The organism is Actinacidiphila sp. bgisy160 (assembly GCF_965342435.1).
Lineage (GTDB): Bacteria > Actinomycetota > Actinomycetes > Streptomycetales > Streptomycetaceae > Actinacidiphila.
In genome coordinates this window covers 158541-178330 of the sequence record NZ_CBDRCM010000004.1, presented here as the reverse complement: position 1 = coordinate 178330, position 19790 = coordinate 158541, and the positions used below count along the sequence as shown (strand labels likewise).

Genomic DNA, 19790 nt, shown 5'->3' with positions numbered 1-19790 from the left:
CCCCGTAGATCAAGGGATTTCACCGAACGGCCCATCCCACCTGTGACGCCGGTCACGCTAGCGTCGTGGGCGCAGGCAAAAGGTGCGAACGGGAAGGGATGGATCATGCGAGTTGGCGTGCTGACCGGCGGCGGAGACTGCCCCGGGCTCAACGCGGTCATCCGTGCCATCGTGCGCAAGGGTGTCCAGGAGTACGGATACGAGTTCACCGGTTTCAGGGACGGCTGGCACGGCCCCCTCAAGGGCGACACCGTGCCGCTCGACATCCCCGCGGTGCGCGGCATCCTCCCGCGCGGGGGCACCATCCTCGGCTCGTCCCGCACGAACCCGCTCAAGGCGGAGAACGGCGTGCGGCGCGTCAAGGAGAACCTCGCCAAGTACGAGGTCGACGCACTCATCGCGATCGGCGGCGAGGACACCCTTGGCGTCGCCACCGCCCTGTCGGACGAGTACGGCGTCCCCTGCGTCGGCGTACCCAAGACCATCGACAACGACCTGGCGGCCACCGACTACACCTTCGGTTTCGACACCGCCGTCAACATCGCCACCGAGGCCATCGACCGCCTCCACACCACCGCCGAGTCGCACATGCGCGTCCTCGTCGTCGAGGTGATGGGCCGCCACGCCGGCTGGATCGCCCTCCACTCCGGCCTCGCCGGCGGGGCCAACGCCATCCTCATCCCCGAGCAGCGCTTCGACGTCGACCAGGTCTGCGCCTGGGTGGAGAGCCGCTTCAAGATCCGCTACGCACCCATCGTCGTGGTCGCCGAAGGCGCCATGCCCAAGGACGGCGACATGGTGCTGAAGGACCAGTCGCTCGACTCCTTCGGCCACGTACGGCTCTCCGGTGTCGGCGAGTGGCTCGCCAAGGAGATCGAGCGGCGCACCGGCAAGGAGGCCCGTACCACCGTCCTCGGCCACATCCAGCGCGGCGGCACCCCCAGCGCCTTCGACCGCTGGCTCGCCACCCGCTTCGGCCTGCACGCCATCGACGCGGTCCGCGATCAGGACTGGGGCAAGATGGTCGCACTGCGTGGCACGGACATCGTCCGCGTTCCGCTCCGCGACGCGACGACCCAGCTCAAGACGGTCGATCCGCGCCTCTACACGGAGGCAGGCGTCTTCTTCGGGTAAACACCGCGTTTCCTCGGCGCCGTCTGCGCTTTCACCGCTTGCCATGGGCGATCACGCGGCCGTACATTCCCTGCACCCGGCTTGTCCGGCCGCTTCGTTTATCCCCCTTGAGCACATGAGGAGCGCCCGGCATGACGGGTGTACTGGCGGTCGCAGGCGGCACCGCATCCGGCAAGTCCACCCTTGCCGAGGCCCTGTCGCTGCAGTGTCCCGAGAGCATCGCACTGGTCCATCTGGACGACTACTACGTGCCCGCGCACGATCCCCTCAGGGGCGTGTGGACGGTCAGCGCCGCCGGGCACGCCATCCTCGACTGGAACCATCCCGGCTCCATCGACGAGGCCGCCGTCAGCGCCGCGATCGACGCGGCGCTGGCCCGGCCCGGCGTGCGCCTCGTGGTGGTCGAGGGCCTGTTCGCCCTGACGCTGCCGTCGGTACGGGAACGGGCGGACTGGCGGGTGTACGTGGACGCCCCCGACGACGTCCGGCTGGCCCGCAAGATCCTGCGCAAGATCGAGGTCCAGCGGCAGGACCCGCGGCTGTCCCTGCTGAACTATCTGCAAAGCGGCCGGGAGCGGCACGTCGCCCACGTCGCGCCCTCCCGGGCGCTGGCCGATCTGGTGGTGGACGGCACGAACGAGGGCCCGGAGATGGTGGCGGCGGTGCTGGGCCTCGTCGGCCCGCTCCTGTCGCCCGTCCCCGAGTCCGTACCCGACCCGGTCCCGGCCGCCCGCCCCCGCCGGCCCCGCGCGGTCACCCCGCGGACGCACCAGTTCCCCGCGGCGGCCGTCTGACGCGCCGGGGGTGCAGACCCGTCGGGGTGCAGACGCGTCGGCGGGCCCGGCGAGGACGGTCGCGCCGACGTACGACTCGACCCCTGCGCGGGCACTTCCCGCGCAGGGCCCGGCGGCGGCACCGGTCCCCCCCCACGCCCGTGGCTACCCGGCGACCGTCACTCCCGCCAAGAGCTCCGCCACGATCGCCGTGCCGTTCAGGCTGAGCACGGACTCCGGGTGGAACTGGACGCCCGCGAAGCCCGGGCCGCGCAGGGCGTGGACGTCGCCGGTGGCCCGGTCGCGGCTCAGCTCGACGCGGTGCATGGCCAGTTCCTCCGCCGTCGTGTCGTCGCAGCGGGCGGTGAAGGAGTTGTAGAACCCCACGGTCTCCGTTCGTCCGAACAGGTCGATCGGTGTCTGCGCGCCCTGGAAGGGGACGTCCTTGCGGACGATGTCGAGGCCGAGCTCGGCGGCGATCAGCTCGTGGCCGAGGCAGACGCCGAGCAGTCCGTGCCGGTGGCCGCGCACCAGCTCGGCGGCGAGGCCGCGCAGCAAGACCATCTTGGGGTCGTGGGTGTCGGACGGATCGCCCGGGCCCGGTCCGAGGACGACCGGGCCGCGGTGGGCGAGGGCGGCCTCGCGCAGACCCGGCTCGTCGAAGCGGCGCACGGTGACCTCCGGCCCGGACGACCGCAGAACGTGTGCGAGCATCGCGGTGAAGGTGTCCTCGCCGTCCACCACCAGGGCGTGCCCGGTCAGCGTGCGGGGCTGCTCCGCGGTCCGCATCCGCAGCCAGAAGGGCGCGAGGTTCCTGCGGCGCCCGTCCAGTGCGGCCCGCACCCGGATGTCGTCGCCGAGCCGCGGCCGCTCCGCCGCCGGCCGCGGCTCCCGCCCCGGCCGCACCCCGAGGGCGGCCAGCACGGCCGCCGCCTTGGCGTGCGTCTCGGCGACCTCCGCGTACGGGTCGGAGCGCCGCACCAGCGTCGCGCCCACCGGGACCTTCAGCCCGCCCGCGGCGTCGACGTCCGCGGTGCGGATCAGGATGGGGGAGTCCAGGGTCTGCGCGCCGCCCGCGTCCCGGCCGATCAGTGCCAGCGCGCCCGCGTAGTAGCCGCGGCCGCCGGGCTCGTACCGCTCGATCACCCGGCAGGCGTTCTGCACCGGCGACCCGGTGACCGTCGCGGCGAACATCGTCTCGCGCAACACGTCCCGCACGTCCATGGTGCTGCGGCCGCGCAGCTCGTACTCGGTGTGCGCCAGATGTGCCATCTCCTTCAGGCGCGGGCCGACGACGACGCCGCCGAGGTCGCCGACGGTGCACATCATCTTCAGTTCCTCGTCGACCACCATCGTCAGCTCCTCCACCTCCTTGGCGTCTCGCAGGAAGGCGAGCAGGCCCGCCGCGTCCGGCCCCTGAGCGGGGTAGCGGTAGGTGCCGCTGATCGGGTTCATGACGACCGTGCCCCCCGCCATCCGCACGTGCACCTCGGGGCTCGCGCCGACCAGGGTGCGCTCGGGCGTGCGCACCACGAACGTCCAGTAGGCGCCGCGCTCGCCGTCGAGCAGCCCGCGGAACAGCGCGAGCGCGTCCGCCGCCCCGAAGCCGGGGATCTCGCCGCGGAAGGTGCGCCGGATGACGAAGTTCGCGCCCTCGCCGCGGCCGATCTCGTCCTCGATGACACGCTCCACGATCCCGGCGTACGTGTCGTCGTCGACGTCGAAGGCCCCGCCCTGGACGCGCACCGCGTGCCCGGGCAGGGCCGCCATGAGCTCGGGCAGCGGCAGCTCGTACGTCTCCCGGGGGCGGAGCACGACCAGCGGCGCCCCGTCGTCGCGGACGTCGAAGCCGCGCTCCCTGATCTGCCGGTACGGCACCAGAGCCAGCGCGTCCACCGTCGGCCGCGCCGCCTCCGGGGCCCCGGTCGGCAGCGCGACGTCCGTCAGCCGCTCCGCCGTCCCGACCGGGCCGAGCAGCACTTCGACGGTGTCCGCGTACCGGCCCGGCGTTCTGCGCCTGAGCAGCGCGAAGGGTGGGCACGCGGGGTCCAGCAGCCGTTCGACGAGCGCGGCGGCGGAGGGTGCGGTGCGGGAATCGTGGTTCTCCACGGCGGTTCCTTCCGGTCTTCGGCGAGGGAAGGGACGGCCGCAGAAACACCGAAGGCCGCCCCTCGGGCGGCCTGAGCGTCTGCCTGTGCGTACGCGCTGCTAGTGGGCCGCCGGATCCGCGGTCCACCACCACTGCAGGTGCGTCTGCTCTGCGTACATGTTCCGCACCCTAACGCATCGGCTCACGACGCGGCGGCGGTGTCTCACGCTTTCGGGGCATCGCGGTGAGGTACTGCCCCGGTACGCTCGGGGATGCGTCCAGAATCCCGTCCATGGGAGGAACCATGACCGCCGAACCGCTGCCGGCCTGGGCGATTCCGCCGCGTGGCGGCTTCACCTCGGACGACCTGGACCGCATTCCCGACCTCCCGCCGCACACGGAGTTGATCGACGGGAGCCTGGTTTTCGTGAGCCCGCAGAAGAGTTTCCACTCGCTGGCCATGTACCTGCTGGAGCAGGGCCTGCGGGCGGCGGCCCCCGAGACCCTGCGGGTGCGGCGGGAGATGAGCGTCGTCCTGAACCGGCGCAACCGGCCCGAGCCGGACCTCGTCCTGGTGCGGGCCGAGGCCGCGAGCGACGGGGCCGACGAGACGGGGTACCAGGCGGCCGACGCCGTGCTGGTCGTCGAGGTCGTCTCGCCGGACTCCGAGGAACGGGACCGCAAGCGCAAGCCGCAGTTGTACGCCGAGGCGGGCATCCCGCACTTCTGGCGGGTCGAGAAGGGCGAGGGCCGGCTCCCCGTCGTCTACGTCTTCGAACGGGAGCCGGCCACCGGGACCTACGTCGCCACCGGCATCCACCACGAACGTCTCAAGGTGTCCGTGCCGTTCGCCGTGGACATCGACCTCGGCGGGATCGAACGGCTGTAGCCGCCCCTCCCGCCGGGTTGGCTCACCGCACCAGTCGCCACAGGGACGCCCACTGCTCGGCCGAGAGGTCCTTGGGGAGGGCGTACGGGGGGACGCGCTCGGCGCGGAGCCAGTCGCGCAGCGCCGCCCGGTCGAAGTGGCCGGTGCGGGTGAGGACTTCGCGCAGACCGCGGCCCGGGCCGGTGAACACCCGCTGGACGAAGGCCTGGTAGGCGCGCCGGTCGCCCGGGACGAGTGGCTCCGGGCGCCGGCCCATGCTGAGCAGGCCGCCGTCGACCGAGGGCGCCGGGCGGAAGGCGCGCGCGGGGACGCGGGAGTGGAGGGTGAAGTCGTACCAGGGCCACCAGGAGGCGGTGAGCATGCTGGCGCCGCCGACGCCGGCCCGGCGGCGGGCGACCTCCCACTGGACGAGCAGCACCGCGGACTCCCACCGGTCGGCGGCGAGGATCCGCCGCATGATGGTGGTCGTCAGGTGGAAGGGCAGGTTGCCGACGATCACGTGCGGCTCGCGCGGGAAGCGGTAGCGCAGGACATCGGTGTTGACGACGTGCGTGCCGCGCGGGAGCCGCCGCTGCAGGCGCTGTGCGCGCCGGGGGTCGGTCTCGACGGCCGTGAGGGGACGGCCGGTGCGGCTGAGGGGCAGGGTCAGCGCCCCGTCGCCGGGGCCGATCTCGACGATGGGCCCGCTGGTGGCGGCGACGAGGGCCTCGATGGAGGCGATGACGGTGCGGTCGGTGAGGAAGTTCTGGCCGAGCTCGTGCCGGCCACCCACCATGGACCGGTGGTGAGGCATGGGTGTGCACTCCGCGACATAAGAGGTTCCGACGGTGGACCCGATGCCGCGGCGAAGAGCGCCGCGGCTATGCCCGGCGCAGCCTGATGCAGTAGGTGCAACCCATGTGCCGCACGGTATCCCGCTCCCTGCCGGTGCCGCATCTGGTTTTCCAGGGGTCCGCGTGGACGCTCGCGCATGGGGTCGAGCGTCCGGGCCATGTTCCGTCTCACCGGGCGTGGCTTCACTGGGCGCATGACTTCCCGAGACGCCGTCCTCGTCGCGGCCACCGTCGCCGTCGGCCTCATGGCCGGGCTCTTCTTCGCCTTCTCCGTCGCCGTCATGCCGGGTCTGGCCAGGGCGGCCGACCGCACGCTCGTCGACGCGATGCAGCGCATCAACGTCGCCATCCAGAACGGCTGGTTCCTGCTGGCCTTCGGTGGTTCGCTGCTGCTGTGCGCCGCCGCGGTGGCGCTCTGCCCGCGCGACGGCGAGCGCGGCCCGCTCCCTTGGGTGATCGCCGCGATCGTGCTCTACCTGGCGGTGCTCGTCGTCACCTTCGGCGTCAGCATTCCGCTGAACGACCGGCTGGACGCGGCGGGCGACCCCGCACGCCTCGCAGACATCGCCGCCGTGCGCGAGCGGTTCGAGGCGGCCTGGGTCCGCTGGAACCTGGTGCGCACGCTCCTGTGCACGGGTGCGCTGGGCTGCCTGAGCTGGGCGCTCGTCCTCAGCGGCCGGGTCGCCGCGGAAGCGGCGCGTCGCGCAGGGCACATGTGAAGTCGCCGTCCTTGACGAGGCTGCGCTCGCCGCAGCGGGGGCAGTGCCGGAAGACGACCGCCTGCGTGAACCACCCGGGGCGGGCGAGCCCGGCGCGGTCGAGGGCAGCCGCCAGGGCCGGCCAGGACGCTTCGGGGTCGGGGCAGTAGCCGGTCGACTGATTGCCGACCTCGCTCACCTCCCACCCGCCGTCCTCCCGTACGGCGAACGCGATCTCCCCGGCGGCGAGCACGGGCCCGGCCCCGGCGCACGCCACGGGCTCGCTGCGGCGCGGTGCCAGCAGGAGCGTGCTGCCGGGGCCGACTACGTAGGTGAAGGGCTCCTCGCGTTCGGCAGTGCCGGTGCCCTCCAGCCACTCCCGGAAGTCGTCCGGCGACCGCACGGCCCGGCCCGCCGCGCCCGGCCGGACGACGGCGGCGCGGATGTCGTCCGGTGCCACGTAGGTGAACGTCCCGGACGGCGTCGGCATGGCGGCGGCCCCCTTCTGTCCCGGCTTCGGCGTGGGGTGCGCCGAGCGTATGTCCCGGCTGAGGGTCGTCTCACTGGGTGGACTCCGCGGCTGGGGGCGGGCCGGACGCGCCGTTGCCGCGCGCCGGGTTGCGCCGGTGCACGGGCCGGGCGGGCGCGCCCCTCCCGGGCCGTCGAGCCGCTCCGGGCGCCTCGAAAAGGGATCCGCGCGGTTCACCCCGTCGTCTCATCCTCTGGTCCGATGCGCAAAGGAACGGACACGACCACGTAATGTGGGCTTTGTGACCGTGAACGCTGAAACCCACGCCGGGCGCCAGACCTGGCGCTCACTGCCCGCGGCGCAGCAGCCTGAGTACCCCGACCCCGAGGCTCTGCGCGAAGTGATCGCGGACCTCGAGTCGTATCCGCCGCTCGTCTTCGCAGGCGAGTGCGACCAGCTGCGCGACCGCCTGGGGGCCGTGGCCCGTGGTGAGGCGTTCCTGCTGCAGGGCGGGGACTGCGCGGAGGCCTTCGACCAGATCGGGGCCGACCAGATCCGCAGCAAGCTGAAGACGCTGCTGCAGATGGGCGCCGTCCTCACCTACGCCGCGTCCGTGCCGGTCGTGAAGGTGGGCCGGATCGCCGGTCAGTACAGCAAGCCGCGTTCGAAGCCGACGGAGACCCGGGACGGGGTGACCCTCCCCACCTACCGCGGTGACTCGGTCAACGGCTTCGAGTTCACCGAGGCGGCCCGTGTGCCGGACCCGGAGCGGCTCAAGCGCATGTACAACGCGTCCGCCGCGACGCTCAACCTCGTACGGGCCTTCACCACCGGCGGTTACGCCGACCTGCGGCAGGTGCACGCCTGGAACCAGGACTTCGTGCGGTCCTCGCCGTCCGGGCAGCGATACGAGGCCCTTGCCCGGGAGATCGACGGCGCGCTGAACTTCATGCACGCCTGCGGCGCGGACCCGGAGGAGTTCAAGACCGTCGAGTTCTACGCCTCGCACGAGGCGCTCCTGCTCGACTACGAGTCGGCGCTCACCCGCGTGGACTCGCGCACCGGTCGGCTGTACGACGTGTCCGGGCACATGGTCTGGATCGGTGAGCGCACCCGTCAGCTCGACCACGCGCACGTCGAGTTCGCCTCGAGGATCCGCAACCCGCTCGGTGTGAAGCTCGGCCCGACGACCACGCCCGAGGAAGCGCTGGCGCTGATCGACCGGCTGGACCCGGACCGCGAGCCCGGCCGCCTGACCTTCATCACGCGCATGGGCGCCGGCAAGGTCCGCGAGCTGCTGCCGAACCTGGTGGAGAAGGTCACCGCCTCGGGCGCGCAGGTCGCCTGGGTGTGCGACCCGATGCACGGCAACACCTTCGAGGCGGCCTCGGGCCACAAGACGCGCCGCTTCGATGACGTGCTCGACGAGGTCAAGGGCTTCTTCGAGGTGCACCACGGCCTCGGCACCCACCCCGGCGGCATCCATGTGGAGCTCACCGGCGACGACGTGACCGAGTGCGTGGGCGGCGGCGACGAGATCTTCGTCGACGACCTGCACCAGCGCTACGAGACGGCCTGCGACCCGCGGCTCAACCGCAGCCAGTCCCTCGACCTGGCCTTCCTGGTGGCGGAGATGTACCGCGGCCAGTAGCCGCGGCCGTTCGCCAAGGACGCTCGGAGGGGCGCGGATCACATCGATCCGCGCCCCTCGTCGGTTTCCAGCCACTCGCCCGGCGGGTAAGGTTAGGTTTGCCTCATCAGGTCGGGATCGGAGAGAGGGGAACCGCGTGTACGTCTGCTCGTGCTTCGGCATCACCGAAGAGCAGGTCAAGCAGCATGCGGACGCCGGCCGCTGCACCCCTCGCCAGATCGCCTCCGCCTGCAAGGCGGGCACGGACTGTGGTTCCTGCGTGCGCCGGATACAGGCGCTTCTCGGCCGGGGCGAGGGCTGTGCCACCCGTACGAAGCTCGACACGGCGAAGCCCGGGACATCCGTCGCGCCCGTCGCCGTCCCCGCGCCGGCCACCCTGCCGGCCCCGTCGGCGCTGCCGGTGCCGGCCACGGCACCGCTGCCCGCGGCAGCCGGCGCCGCCTGAGCGACTCCGGCCCGGCCGTCCGACGTTCAGCTGTCGGGCTGCTCGATCACCTGCGCGATGTACAGCGGCTCCCCGAGCTTCTCGATGAGCTCGAGCTGGGTGTCCAGGTAGTCGATGTGGTGCTCCTCGTCGGCGAGGATGTCCTCGAAGATGTTGGCCGAGGTGATGTCGCCCTTGGCCCGCATGACCTCGATGCCGCGCCGGAGGCGGTCGATCGCCTCGACCTCGACCTGGCGGTCGGCCTGGAACATCTCGGTGACGGTCTGACCCACTCGGACATGGAAGAGCCGCTGGTAGTTCGGCAGCCCCTCGAGGAAGAGGATGCGGTCGGTCAGCACCTCGGCGTGCTTCATCTCGTCGAAGGACTCGTGCCGGGTGTACTGGGCGAGCTTCGTCCAGCCGAGGTTCTCCTGCATCTTGGCGTGCAGGAAGTACTGGTTGATCGCCGTCAGCTCGCCCGTCAGCTGCTCGTTCAGGAACTCGATGACCTCGGGGTCGCCCTGCATGGCAAGCCCGTCCTTTCGGGAGGAATCCACACGATGGGCGCATCTTCGCACCGCCGGTGGAAGCGATCCAGTAAGCCCACGCTTACTCCGCCGGCCCGGGTTGCCGTACTTTGCCCGGGTGCTGGTCGGTAGCACTGCGTCCGGTCTGTCACCATGGACGCATGGGTCAGTCCGAACGCCGCGAAGGGGAGCTTCCTCCCGGACAGCGGCTTCAGCGGGGCTGGCCGGTCACCCACTACGGTCCGGTACCCAGGTTCAAGCCCGAACGGTGGGAGTTCCAGGTCTTCGGCGCCACGGCGGACGGCGGCAAGGTCGCCTGGGGCCATGAGGAGTTCACGGCGCTGCCCTACACCACGGTCATGGGTGACTTCCACTGTGTGACCAAGTTCAGCATGCTCGGAGTCGAGTGGGGCGGTGTCCGCGCCGCCGAGATCCTGCGGCTGGCGCCGCCCGCGCCGGACGTCACGCACGTCATGGTGTGGGCCGAGTACGGCTTCAGTTCCAACCTGCGGCTGGCGGACTTCGCCGACCCCAAGTCGATATTCGCGACCCATCGCGGCGGCGAGCCGCTGACCGCGGAGCACGGCTTCCCGGTCCGGCTGATCGTGCCCCACCTCTACGCCTGGAAGGGCCCCAAGTGGGTGCGCGGCGTGGAGTACATGACGTCCGACCGCCGCGGCTTCTGGGAGGAGCGCGGCTACCACAACCTCGGCGACCCGTGGACCGAGCAGCGCTACTCCTACCAGGAGGAGCCCGGCGACGGCCCGGAGTTGTAGCCGTAGCCGTTGCCGCCGGGCTCCCGCCGCCGGATCAGTGGTACCGGTGGACGACCGCGTGGCCCTTGCCGCGGCCGATCATCCACTTGTTGACGGGTGTGGTCACCAGGAAGGCGACCGCGAAGGCCAGCGCGAGGCTGAACCAGAACAGCCCTTCCGACAGCGTCGCGTCCATCGCGCCCGGGAAGAGCAAAATCGTCCCGTTGTCCGCGAGTTCCATGAAGACGATCGAGACGGTGTCGGCGGCTAGCGCCACCCGCACCGCGCTGCGCAGGTCCAGGCCGGCCCGCAGGACGCCGCGCATGGTGAGCGAGTAGCCGAAGGCGAAGGCCAGCACGATCGCCAGGACCATCGTCGGGACGTTGTGCCAGCCGAGGGCCGTGCCGATCGCCATGCCGAGGACCTCGCCGATCGCACAGCCGGTGAGGCAGTGCAGCGTGGCCTGGACGGCGGTACCCCAGGAGGCCGGGCCGGAGTGGTGCTCGTGGCGCGTGGCCTGGTGGTGCCCGTGGTGCGCGGCTTCGTGCTGCGCGTGCTGTTCATGGTGGGAGTGTTCGACGTGCTGCATCCTTCGTCCCCCAGGGATGAGTGCGGGTGTCGTCGTGCGGTGCTTCCGGCCCAACCGTATACCCCCCTGGGGTATTCCCCGGTGGTCCGGTCAGGCCGGGCGCAGCGACTTCAGCACGGCCACGTCCGTCGCCATCCCGGTGCCCTTGGGGCCGCCGTTCGGCGTCTCCACGATCAGCGGCACGCCCCGCGTGGCGGGGTGCCGGAACAGTTCCCCGAAGGCGGCGGCACCGATGTGACCGGCGCCGATGTTCTCGTGGCGGTCCTTGTGGGCGCCGGCGACGTCCTTGGAGTCGTTGGCGTGGATCAGCTTCAGCCGCCCCTCGCCGACCGTCGCCACCAGCTCGTCCAGCACGGCCTTGACCCCGCCCGCCGCCGCGAGGTCGTGCCCGGCCGCGAACACATGGCAGGTGTCCAGGCAGACCCCCAGCAGCGGATGGTGGTCCAGGGCGTCGAAGTACGGGCCCAGGTCCTCCACCAGCGAGCAGAGCGAGAACCCCTGCCCCGCGGTCGGCTCCAGCAGCAGCCACGGGTCGTCGTCGCGCGTCAGCTCCTCCAGCAGCGGCAGCATCCGCTCCCGTACCTGCGCCAGCGCCGTGGCCCGGGAACGGCCGCCGGTCGCCGACCCGGTGTGCACGACGGTGCCGAGTGCGCCGATCGCCCGCCCGCGGCGCAGCGAGTGGCGCAGGGAGTCCACCGAGTGATCGACGGTCGCTGCGGTGTGCGAGCCGAAGTTGATCAGGTACGGCGCGTGGACGTACGCGGGGACGCCCTGAGCGGCGCAGCGCTCGCGGAACTCCTCGTCCTGCCGCGGACTGCCGGGCGGGGTCGCCCACCCGCGCGGGTTGGCGACGAAGACCTGCACGGTCTCGGCGCCCATCCGCGCGGCCTCCGCCAGCCCGGTGGTCGCCAGGCCCCCGGCCACGGCGACATGAGCGCCGACGGGGTTGCGGAGCGCCACGGCACCGCCGTCGGAGGTGGCTATCGCACCCACAGTGTGATCGTGCTGCCCTTCGGTGCCTCGGTGCCGCCGGCCGGCGACTGGTTGTTGACCTGACCGGTGAAGAAGAACTGGATCACGCGGACGTCGAAGCCCGCGGCCTCCAGCTTCGCCTTCGCCTCGTCGACGGCCAAGCCTTCCACGTCCGGGACCTCGACCATCTGCTGGCCCTTGGAGACCTTCAGCGTGACCGTGTCCCCGCCCGCCAGCCGCGTGTTGGGGCCGGGCGTCTGCCCGGCGACGGCGCCCTCGTCCGCCTGGTCGGAGTAGACCCGCCGCGGGTCGACCTTCACCCGCAGCCCGGCGTCCTCCAGCTGCCGGCGGGCGTCCTCCAGCGGCTGCCCGATCACGTCGGGGGCGTCGACGGGCACGCCCTTGCTCACCACCAGCGACACGGCCGAGTCCGGCCGCCGGCTCGCTCCCGAACCGGGGTCGGTGGAGATCACCCGGCCCTGCGGAATCTCGTCGCTGAACTCCCGGGTCACGGTCCCCGGGCTCAGGCCCGCGGCCTTCAGACGCCGCCTCGCCTCCGCCAGCTCCTCGCCCACGACGCCGGGGACCTTCACCCGCTCCGGGCCCTTGGACACGGTGATCGTCACCGTGCCGTTGTCCCGGATGCGCTCGCCGGTGCCCGGGTCGGTGGAGGCCACCTTGCCCTTGGTCATGGTCGGGTCGAACGCCTCGACGACCTCGACCCGCAGCCCGGCGTCGCGCAACTGGCGCTCCGCCTGCGCCTGCGGCAGCCCGACGACGGCGGGCGTCCTGGTGAACTGGCCGTCGTTGATGTACCAGACGCCCGCGCCGACGCCGACGATCAGCAGCAGGGCCGTCACCAGGGCGATCACCCCGGGACGCCGGCGGCGCCGGGCCCCCGGCCCGGCGACCGTCCGGGGTTGGTGCCGGGTCGGCTCGGGCGGCAGCTCCAGCCGCGCGGTGCGGTGCACCACCGTCGTCGGCTCCTCGGAGCCGGCCGGTGCCGCGGGACCCGGCGCGGGGATCCGCGCGGCCGGCGGCACCAGGTCGATCTGCTCCGGTGTCATGAGCCGGCGCACCGCGTGCAGCCGCCGCAGCAGCTCCGCGGCGTCGGCCGGACGCCGGGCGGCGACGCGCGCGGTCGCCTCGGCGACCAGCGCGTCCAGTTGCGGGGGCAGCCCGGGGGAGGCCGCGGAGGGGGCGGGCACGTCCTCGTTCACGAGCTGGTGGATCACCTGCACCGGGGTCCGGCCGCTGTGCGGCTTGCGGCCGGTGAGCATCTCGTAGAGCAGCACTCCGCAGGCGTACACATCGGTGCGCTCGTCGGCCGTGAGGTTCTCGACCTGCTCCGGCGCCATGTACGAGACCGTGCCGAGGACGCCGCTCGCGGAGGTGTCGGTGTGGGTGCCCGCGACCCTGACCAGGCCGAAGTCCGCCACCTTGACCCGGCCGTCGTCCCCTATGAGGACGTTCTCCGGCTTCATGTCGCGGTGCACCAGCCCTGCCCGGTGCGCCGCGCCGAGCGCGGCCAGCACGGGCTCCAGGATGTCCAGCGCGGCGCGCGGCGGCAGGGCGCCGCGGTCGCGCAGCACGTCGCGGAGGGTGCAGCCCGCGATGTACTCCATGGCCAGGTACACGTAGGTGCCGTCGGTGCCCTGGTCGTAGACCTGCACCACGTTGGGGTGGTCGAGGCGTGCCACCGTCTTCGCCTCGCGGATGAAGCGCTCCACGAAGCCGGGCTCGGCCAAGAGGGCGGGGTGCATGACCTTCAGGGCCAGCACCCGGTCCAGGCGGATGTCCAGTGCCCGGTACACCGTCGCCATGCCGCCGACCGCGATCCGGGACTCCACCCGGTAGCGGCCGTCGAGCGTCTGCCCGACCAGCGGGTCCTGAAGCGTCCTGTCCACGAAGGTGCAGTTTACGGTGCCGACATGACCCTTCTGGGCTAACCCGCGCAGGTTGTACCCCACCCGTGCGGTACCGCAACCGCCCCGTGACCCGGCGCGGTGGCGGTGTCCCTGGCGGGTACTGCCCCGCCCCGCCGCGGTTCCGGGGCGGTCCCGCGCAGGTCGCCGCCGTACGCCGGGCCGCTCGTCAGGAGGCGCCGAAGGCGGGGCGTTCGGGGTCGAACGTGGCGAGACCCACAGCGGGGGAGGACGCGGTCGCGTGGTGGCGGCGGGGGATACGCCCCGCCCGGTACGCCAGGCGCCCGGCCTCGACGGCGTGCCGCATGGCCTCCGCCATGAGCACCGGTTCCCTCGCCCGTGTGACGGCGGAGGCCAGCATGACGGCCGCGCAGCCCAGCTCCATCGCCAGGGCCGCGTCCGAGGCCGTCCCCGCCCCCGCGTCCAGGATCACCGGCACGGTCGCCCGCTCGACGATCAGCTCGAAGTTGTGCGGGTTGCGAATGCCGAGCCCCGATCCGATGGGCGAGCCCAGAGGCATGATCGCCGCACAGCCCACGTCCTCCAGCTTCCGGGCGAGCACCGGATCGTCGCTGGTGTAGGGCAGCACCGTGAAGCCGTCGTCCACGAGGGTCTCCGCCGCGTCCAGCAGCTCCACCGGGTCCGGCAGCAGGGTGCGCTCGTCGGCGATGACCTCCAGCTTCACCCAGTCCGTGCCGATCGCCTCGCGTGCCAGGCGCGCGGTGAGCACGGCCTCGCCGGCGGTGTAGCACCCGGCGGTGTTCGGCAGTACGCGGATGCCGTGCCGGGTGAGCACGGACAGCACGGAGCCCTTGACCGTGGGGTCCAGCCGCCGCATGGCGACCGTGGTCAGCTCGGTGCCGGAGGCGAGCAGCGCCTGCTCCATGATCTCCAGGCTGGGCGCACCGCCCGTGCCCATGATCAGCCGGGAGCCGAAGGTGGTATTGCCGATGGTCAGCGGGTCGTCGGCCATGGGGTCAGCCTCCCTGGACCGCGGTGAGCACCTCGACGCGGTCGCCGTCGCGGAGCGCGGTCGCCTGCCACTGGGCGCGGGGGACGACGGTCTCGTTGAGGGCGGCCGCCACTCCGGAAGGAGCGGCGGTCAGGGTCGCGACGAGGCGGTCGAGGGTGACGCCCTCGGCGACCTCCCGGGCCTCGCCGTTGACGGAGACGGACAGAAGGAGGGGCGCGGTCATGCGTGCTGCTCCTGGAGGGCGAAGCGGTCGGGGGAGAAGGGCCGGGCCGGTGCGGGGACCTCCGACCCGGTGAGGACCTCGGCCATCACGTCGCCGGTCAGCGGGGTCAGCAGGACGCCGTTGCGGTGGTGGCCGGTGGCGAGCACCAGTCCGTCCAGCGCGCCGCGGCCGAGCAGCGGGGCGTTGTCGGGCGTGCCGGGACGCAGTCCCGCCCGCGTCTCGGCCAGCGGGAGTTCGGTGATGCCGGGCAGCAATGCGTGGGCGTCGCGGAGCAGTTCGTACACCCCGCCGGCGGTGACGGTGGTGTCCCAGCCCATCTCCTCGCTGGTGGCGCCGACGACCAGTTCGCCGTTCTCGCGCGGCACCAGGTAGACGTGGCCGCCGCGCACCACGGCCCGAACCGTCCGTGACAGGAACGGCGCGTACGCCGCGGGCACCCGCAGCCGCAGCACCTGCCCCTTCACCGGCCGTACGGGCGGCAGTGCCCGTGCGGGCAGCCCCCCGACGCGGCCGCTGAGGCTTCCGGCGGCCAGCACCACCTGCCCGGCGGTGACCCGGGTGCCGTCCTCCAGGACCACCCCGTGGGCGCGGTCGCCCCTGACGTCCACCCGGGCCACCCGCGACCGCCGGAACTCCACCCCGGACAGCTCGCAGGCGCGCACCAGCGCCGCGGCCAGCCGCCGGGGGTCGATCTGGTGGTCGCCGTCGACCCGCAGCCCGCCGTGCACGCCGGGGGAGAGCATCGGCTCCAGGCGGCGGCACTCACGGCCGCCGAGCCACTCCGAGGCGAGGCCCAGGGACTGCTGGAAGGCGTGGAGTTCGCGCAGCTGTGCGCGGTCGTCGGCGTCGAGGGCGACGGCGAGGGTGCCGCAGGTGCGGTAGCCGAGGCCGAGACCGGTGGTCTCCTCCAGCTCGGCCACGAAGGACGGATAGCGGCGCGCCGCCGCGAGGTTGAGCTCGAGCAGCGCCTGCTCGCCGTACTGCACCTCGGTGACAGGGGCCAGCATCCCCGCGGCCACCTGGGCTGCGCCGCCGCCCGGTTCGGGGTCCGCGACCGCCGTGCGCAGGCCGCGCAGGCCGGCCCGCCACGCGGTGACCAGTCCGATGATCCCGCCGCCGACCACGACGACGTCATGACGGTGCATGATGTTCCCGCTCCTCCCTTCGCCGGCATGACCCGGATCAGGTTCGTACGGTCGGCGGCCGCTCCAGCCGCCCTCTCAGCCCGGTGCGCCGGGCTCCCGCGAGTGTTCCCGGCCCACCTTAGTACGCACCGTCCGCGGCGAGTAGGGCACGGGTACCGGCGGGCGACGCCCCGCGGCGTTACCGTGATCGCGTGACCAGCAGCAGTGAACAGCGCGTCGTCGTCGTAGGGGCAGGAATGGCCGGGGTGCAGACCGCCGTGTCCCTGCGCGAGCAGGGGTGGGGCGGGGCGATCACGCTGATCGGCGCGGAGCCGCACGCCCCCTACGACCGGCCGCCGCTGTCCAAGGGGGTGCTCTTCGGCGCCGAGGAGGGCCCGGCGCTGGACGTCGACTTCGCGGGCATCGGCGTCGAACTGCTGCTCGGGCGGCACGCGAGCGCCCTGCGCCCCGGCGAGCGGCAGGTCCACACCGACGCCGGCCCGGTCGGCTACGACAAGCTCGTCCTGGCCAGCGGCGCCGAGCCCCTCATGCTGCCGGGCAGCGAGGGCACGCCGGGGGTGCATGTGCTGCGGACCCTGGACGACGCCACCGCGCTGCGCCCGGTGCTGGAGGGCCGGCGCCGGGTCGTGGTGGTCGGCGCGGGCTGGATCGGCGCGGAGTTCGCCACGGCGGCACGTCACGCCGGGTGCGAGGTGACCGTCGTCGAGGCCGCCGGCCATCCGCTCGCCGGGGTGCTGCCCGAGCACATCGCCGAACGGATGCGCGGCTGGTACGCGGAGGAGGGCGTGGAGCTGCGCACCGGCGCGGTGGTCTCCTCCGTCGAACCGGGCGCGGTGCGCCTGGCCGACGGCAGCGTGCTCGCCGCCGAGGCGGTCGTCATCGGTATCGGCGCCCGGCCCGCCACCGGGTGGCTGGCCGGTTCCGGCGTCGAGCTGGGGCCGGACCGCTCGGTCCTCGCCGACGACCGGCTGCGCACCTCGGTGCCGGACGTGTACGCCGTGGGGGACTGCGCCTCCTTCCCCTCGGCGCGGTACGGGGAGCGGCTGCTGATCCACCACTGGGACAACGCCGTGCAGGGACCGCGCACGGCCGCCGCGAACATCCTGGGCGGCGACGAGCCCTACGACCCCGTCCCCTACTTCTGGTCGGAGCAGTTCGGGCGCTTCGTGCAGTACGCCGGGCACCACGGGGACTGCGACCGCATGCTGCTGCGCGGGGACCCGGACGGGCCCGCCTGGTCGGTGCTGTGGCTGCGCGACGGCCAGTTGGTCGCGCTGTTCGCCGTGGGCCGGCCCCGCGACCTGGCGCAGGCCCGCAAGCTCATCGGGCGCGGCGCCCACCTCGACGGTGCCCTGGCCACCGACCCTGCGGTGCAGCTACGGGCCGCGGTCGTCTGACACCCGTGGTGGTGCCGGAGGCGTGGCGGACCCGTCAGGACGGAGCAACGGGTGGCGTGAGCGGTTCCATGGTGTCGGTCCGGGATGGCACGCTTGTCCTGTGACCGAGATCGACGCAAAGATTGACTCCCTCATCCCCTCCTGGCTGTACGTCCCCGACGTCGCCGAGCGCCTCGGCGTGGAGGTGACCCGGGTCCGCCAGCTCATCAAGGAGGGCCAGCTCATCGCCGTACGCCGCGGTGAGAACCGGGTGCTCATGGTTCCCGCCGACTTCATCGGCGAGGAGAAGATCGTCAAGGGCCTCGCGGGCACCCTCACCCTGCTCAAGGACGACGGGTTCAGCGACGAAGAGGCCCTGGAGTGGCTGTTCACCCCGGACGAGAGCCTGCCCGGCACCCCCGTCCAGGCGCTGCGGGACAACCGCGGCACCGAGGTGAAGCGCCGCGCCCAGGCGCTCGCCGTCTGACCGAACGACCCGCCAACGCCGCAGCCACCGAGGGGGACCCTCCCGTATGAGCACGCGTACGAGCACGAGCAGCCGTGCCCAGCTCGCCGACGCCCGGCTTTACCTGTGCACCGACGCGCGCAAGCGCCACGGCGGCCTGAAGGAGTTCGCGGCGTTCGCGGACGCCGTGCTGGCCTCCGGGGTCGACGTCATCCAGCTGCGCGACAAGGGACTGGAGGCCCGCGAGGAGCTGGAGTACCTCGCGGTCCTCTCGGAGGAGTGCGGACGGCACGGCCGGCTGCTCGCGGTGAACGACCGCGCCGACGTGGCGCACGCGGCCGCGGCGGACATCCTCCACCTGGGCCAGGGCGACCTGCCCGTGCCGGCCGCCCGCGCGATCCTCGGCGACGAGGTGATCATCGGGCGGTCCTGCCACTCCGAGTCCGAGGCGGCAGCCGCGGCCGGGGTCCCCCATGCCGAAGGCCAGGGGCCCGTGGAGCCCGGTGCGGACTACTTCTGCACCGGGCCGGTGTGGCCCACCCCGACCAAGCCCGGCCGGCCCGCGCCGGGCCTCGGCCTGGTGCGGTACGCGGCCGGCCTGGGCACGGACCGGCCGTGGTTCGCGATCGGCGGGATCGACCTGTCCAACGTGGATCAGGTGCTCGACGCCGGGGCCCGCCGGATCGTGGTGGTGCGGGCCGTCACCGAGGCGGCCGAGCCGGGTGCCGCGGCGGCCGAGCTGGCCAAGCGGGTGCGCTCGTACGAGGCCTGAGCGACGACCCGCGCCGCTCGGCGCGCAGCGGGGCCCGCGCGGGGCCGTCTCGTGCCGCGAGTGCGGGATGTCCAAGGGGTGGACATTCGGGCCTCATCTGTTGGGACGGTCCGGCCCTCGCCGTTAGCCTGAGGCGCATGGCCCTCGGAACCGCCTCCACCAGGACCGATCACGCGGTCACCATTCGTGAGCTGCTGGCCTCCGGCGAGCGCTCGTACTCCTTCGAGTTCATGGCACCGAGGACCGAGAAGGGCGAGCGGACCCTGTGGAACGCGATCCGCCGCATCGAGGCGGTGGGTCCGACCTTCGTCTCCGTCACCTATGGCGCGGGCGGCAAGTCCCGTGAGGGCACGGTCCGGGCGACGGAGCGGATCGCCTCCGACACCACGCTGACCCCGGTGGCCCACCTGACCGCGGTCAACCACTCCATCGCCGAGCTGCGCAACATCATCGGCCAGTACGCGGACGCGGGCATCCGCAACATGCTCGCGCTGCGCGGCGACCCGCCCGGCGACCCCATGGGGGAGTGGCTGCGGCACCCGGAGGGCGTGGACTACGCCTACGAACTGGTCCGGCTCATCAAGGAGTCGGGCGACTTCTGCGTGGGGGTCGCCGCCTTCACGGAGATGCACCCCCGCTCGACCGACTGGGAAAGTGATACGCGTCACTTCGTCGAGAAGTGCCGGGCGGGCGCCGACTACGCCATCACCCAGATGTTCTTCAACGCCGAGGACTACCTCCGCCTGCGCGACCGGGTCGGCAAGGCGGGCTGCGAGACCCCGATCATCCCCGAGATCATGCCGGTCACGAACGTGAAGCAGATCGAGCGCTTCGCCCAGCTCGGCAACGCGCCTTTCCCGCAGGAGCTCGCGGACCGTATCCTCGCGGTCAAGGACGATCCGGCCGCGGTGCGGGCGATCGGGGTCGAGTACGCGACGGAGATGTGCCGGCGGCTGATGGCCGAGGACATCCCGGGGCTGCACTTCATTACCCTTAATCACTCCACGGCGTCGTTGGAAATCTACGAGAATCTGGGACTGCACCAGAGGTCGTGAGGGCGGACCCGCCGCCCCTGTGGGCCGACGACGGTGAACGGTGAGGAAGTGC

21 protein-coding genes and 1 riboswitch are annotated in these 19790 nt (G+C 72.6%); of the genes, 11 read left to right on the top strand and 10 right to left on the bottom strand.

The genetic code is table 11. The features are described from left to right. Positions 1-105: 105 nt before the first annotated feature. Positions 106-1134, top strand: coding sequence for a 6-phosphofructokinase (locus ACRWNP_RS06455; RefSeq protein ID WP_431959997.1), 1029 nt, complete (start codon positions 106-108; stop codon positions 1132-1134). 131 nt (positions 1135-1265) lie between these two features. Next, entirely contained in the window at positions 1266-1928 is a 663-nt protein-coding gene (locus ACRWNP_RS06450) for a uridine kinase family protein (protein ID WP_431959996.1), read from the top strand. Positions 1929-2072: 144 nt separating this feature from the next. Here the strand turns inward: ACRWNP_RS06450 and ACRWNP_RS06445 are convergent, their stop codons facing one another. After that, positions 2073-4016, bottom strand: a complete 1944-nt coding sequence (locus ACRWNP_RS06445; RefSeq protein ID WP_431959995.1) for an anthranilate synthase family protein — start codon at positions 4014-4016, stop codon at positions 2073-2075. 284 nt (positions 4017-4300) lie between these two features. Between ACRWNP_RS06445 and ACRWNP_RS06440 the strand changes: the two genes are divergently transcribed. Then, positions 4301-4885 (top strand): Uma2 family endonuclease, encoded by a 585-nt coding sequence (locus ACRWNP_RS06440; protein WP_431960041.1) that lies wholly within the window; start codon positions 4301-4303, stop codon positions 4883-4885. Between the two features lie 22 nt (positions 4886-4907). Here the strand turns inward: ACRWNP_RS06440 and erm are convergent, their stop codons facing one another. After that, positions 4908-5660: a 23S ribosomal RNA methyltransferase Erm gene (gene erm, locus ACRWNP_RS06435; protein ID WP_431960040.1), complete on the bottom strand. Its 753-nt coding sequence runs from the start codon at positions 5658-5660 to the stop codon at positions 4908-4910. A 252-nt stretch (positions 5661-5912) separates the two neighbouring features. Between erm and ACRWNP_RS06430 the strand changes: the two genes are divergently transcribed. Beyond that, a complete protein-coding gene (locus tag ACRWNP_RS06430; RefSeq protein WP_431959993.1) occupies positions 5913-6437 on the top strand; it encodes a DUF1772 domain-containing protein in 525 nt (174 codons plus the stop codon). Here ACRWNP_RS06430 and ACRWNP_RS06425 read toward each other — a convergent pair. Then, a complete protein-coding gene (locus ACRWNP_RS06425; protein ID WP_431959992.1) occupies positions 6388-6906 on the bottom strand; it encodes a hypothetical protein in 519 nt (172 codons plus the stop codon). The genes ACRWNP_RS06430 and ACRWNP_RS06425 overlap by 50 nt on opposite strands. Positions 6907-7186: 280 nt before the next feature. On the opposite strand from ACRWNP_RS06425, the gene ACRWNP_RS06420 reads away from it, so the two are divergent. Both ACRWNP_RS06420 and ACRWNP_RS06415 read left to right on the top strand, forming a co-directional pair. Next, a complete protein-coding gene (locus tag ACRWNP_RS06420) occupies positions 7187-8536 on the top strand; it encodes a class II 3-deoxy-7-phosphoheptulonate synthase (RefSeq protein WP_431959991.1) in 1350 nt (449 codons plus the stop codon). A 136-nt stretch (positions 8537-8672) separates the two neighbouring features. Further along, positions 8673-8981 carry a (2Fe-2S)-binding protein gene (locus tag ACRWNP_RS06415; protein WP_431959990.1) on the top strand — a complete coding sequence of 103 codons (309 nt, stop codon included), beginning with the start codon at positions 8673-8675 and terminating at the stop codon, positions 8979-8981. Between the two features lie 26 nt (positions 8982-9007). Here the strand turns inward: ACRWNP_RS06415 and bfr are convergent, their stop codons facing one another. After that, positions 9008-9487: a bacterioferritin gene (bfr, locus tag ACRWNP_RS06410; RefSeq protein WP_431959989.1), complete on the bottom strand. Its 480-nt coding sequence runs from the start codon at positions 9485-9487 to the stop codon at positions 9008-9010. A 161-nt stretch (positions 9488-9648) separates the two neighbouring features. On the opposite strand from bfr, the gene ACRWNP_RS06405 reads away from it, so the two are divergent. After that, positions 9649-10263, top strand: coding sequence for a sulfite oxidase-like oxidoreductase (locus tag ACRWNP_RS06405; RefSeq protein WP_431959988.1), 615 nt, complete (start codon positions 9649-9651; stop codon positions 10261-10263). 34 nt (positions 10264-10297) lie between these two features. Here the strand turns inward: ACRWNP_RS06405 and ACRWNP_RS06400 are convergent, their stop codons facing one another. From ACRWNP_RS06400 to thiO, 6 genes are all read right to left on the bottom strand, one after another. Then, positions 10298-10831: a DUF4396 domain-containing protein gene (locus ACRWNP_RS06400; RefSeq protein ID WP_431959987.1), complete on the bottom strand. Its 534-nt coding sequence runs from the start codon at positions 10829-10831 to the stop codon at positions 10298-10300. Between the two features lie 90 nt (positions 10832-10921). Further along, on the bottom strand, positions 10922-11824 hold the full coding sequence (locus ACRWNP_RS06395) for a deoxyribonuclease IV (RefSeq protein ID WP_431959986.1): 903 nt from the start codon (positions 11822-11824) through the stop codon (positions 10922-10924). Next, positions 11812-13710 carry a Stk1 family PASTA domain-containing Ser/Thr kinase gene (pknB, locus tag ACRWNP_RS06390; RefSeq protein WP_431959985.1) on the bottom strand — a complete coding sequence of 633 codons (1899 nt, stop codon included), beginning with the start codon at positions 13708-13710 and terminating at the stop codon, positions 11812-11814. The genes ACRWNP_RS06395 and pknB overlap by 13 nt, the downstream gene beginning before the upstream one ends. 187 nt (positions 13711-13897) lie before the next feature. Next, entirely contained in the window at positions 13898-14701 is an 804-nt protein-coding gene (locus ACRWNP_RS06385; protein ID WP_431959984.1) for a thiazole synthase, read from the bottom strand. Between the two features lie 4 nt (positions 14702-14705). Then, positions 14706-14924, bottom strand: coding sequence for a sulfur carrier protein ThiS (thiS, locus tag ACRWNP_RS06380; protein ID WP_431959983.1), 219 nt, complete (start codon positions 14922-14924; stop codon positions 14706-14708). Beyond that, a complete protein-coding gene (gene thiO / locus ACRWNP_RS06375; RefSeq protein WP_431959982.1) occupies positions 14921-16069 on the bottom strand; it encodes a glycine oxidase ThiO in 1149 nt (382 codons plus the stop codon). The genes thiS and thiO overlap by 4 nt, the downstream gene beginning before the upstream one ends. Beyond that, positions 16066-16179: riboswitch (TPP riboswitch) on the bottom strand. (Overlaps the previous gene by 4 nt.) Before the next feature lie 81 nt (positions 16180-16260). Between thiO and ACRWNP_RS06370 the strand changes: the two genes are divergently transcribed. From ACRWNP_RS06370 to metF, 4 genes are all read left to right on the top strand, one after another. Then, the gene (locus tag ACRWNP_RS06370) at positions 16261-17466 is read left to right on the top strand and encodes an NAD(P)/FAD-dependent oxidoreductase (protein ID WP_431959981.1); all 1206 of its coding nucleotides are present in this window, start codon (positions 16261-16263) and stop codon (positions 17464-17466) included. 100 nt (positions 17467-17566) lie between these two features. Beyond that, the gene (locus ACRWNP_RS06365; protein ID WP_431959980.1) at positions 17567-17932 is read left to right on the top strand and encodes an Rv2175c family DNA-binding protein; all 366 of its coding nucleotides are present in this window, start codon (positions 17567-17569) and stop codon (positions 17930-17932) included. A gap of 46 nt (positions 17933-17978) precedes the next feature. After that, positions 17979-18683: a thiamine phosphate synthase gene (thiE, locus tag ACRWNP_RS06360; RefSeq protein ID WP_431959979.1), complete on the top strand. Its 705-nt coding sequence runs from the start codon at positions 17979-17981 to the stop codon at positions 18681-18683. A gap of 137 nt (positions 18684-18820) precedes the next feature. After that, positions 18821-19738, top strand: a complete 918-nt coding sequence (gene metF / locus ACRWNP_RS06355) for a methylenetetrahydrofolate reductase [NAD(P)H] (protein ID WP_431959978.1) — start codon at positions 18821-18823, stop codon at positions 19736-19738. The last annotated feature ends 52 nt before the right edge of the window (positions 19739-19790 follow it).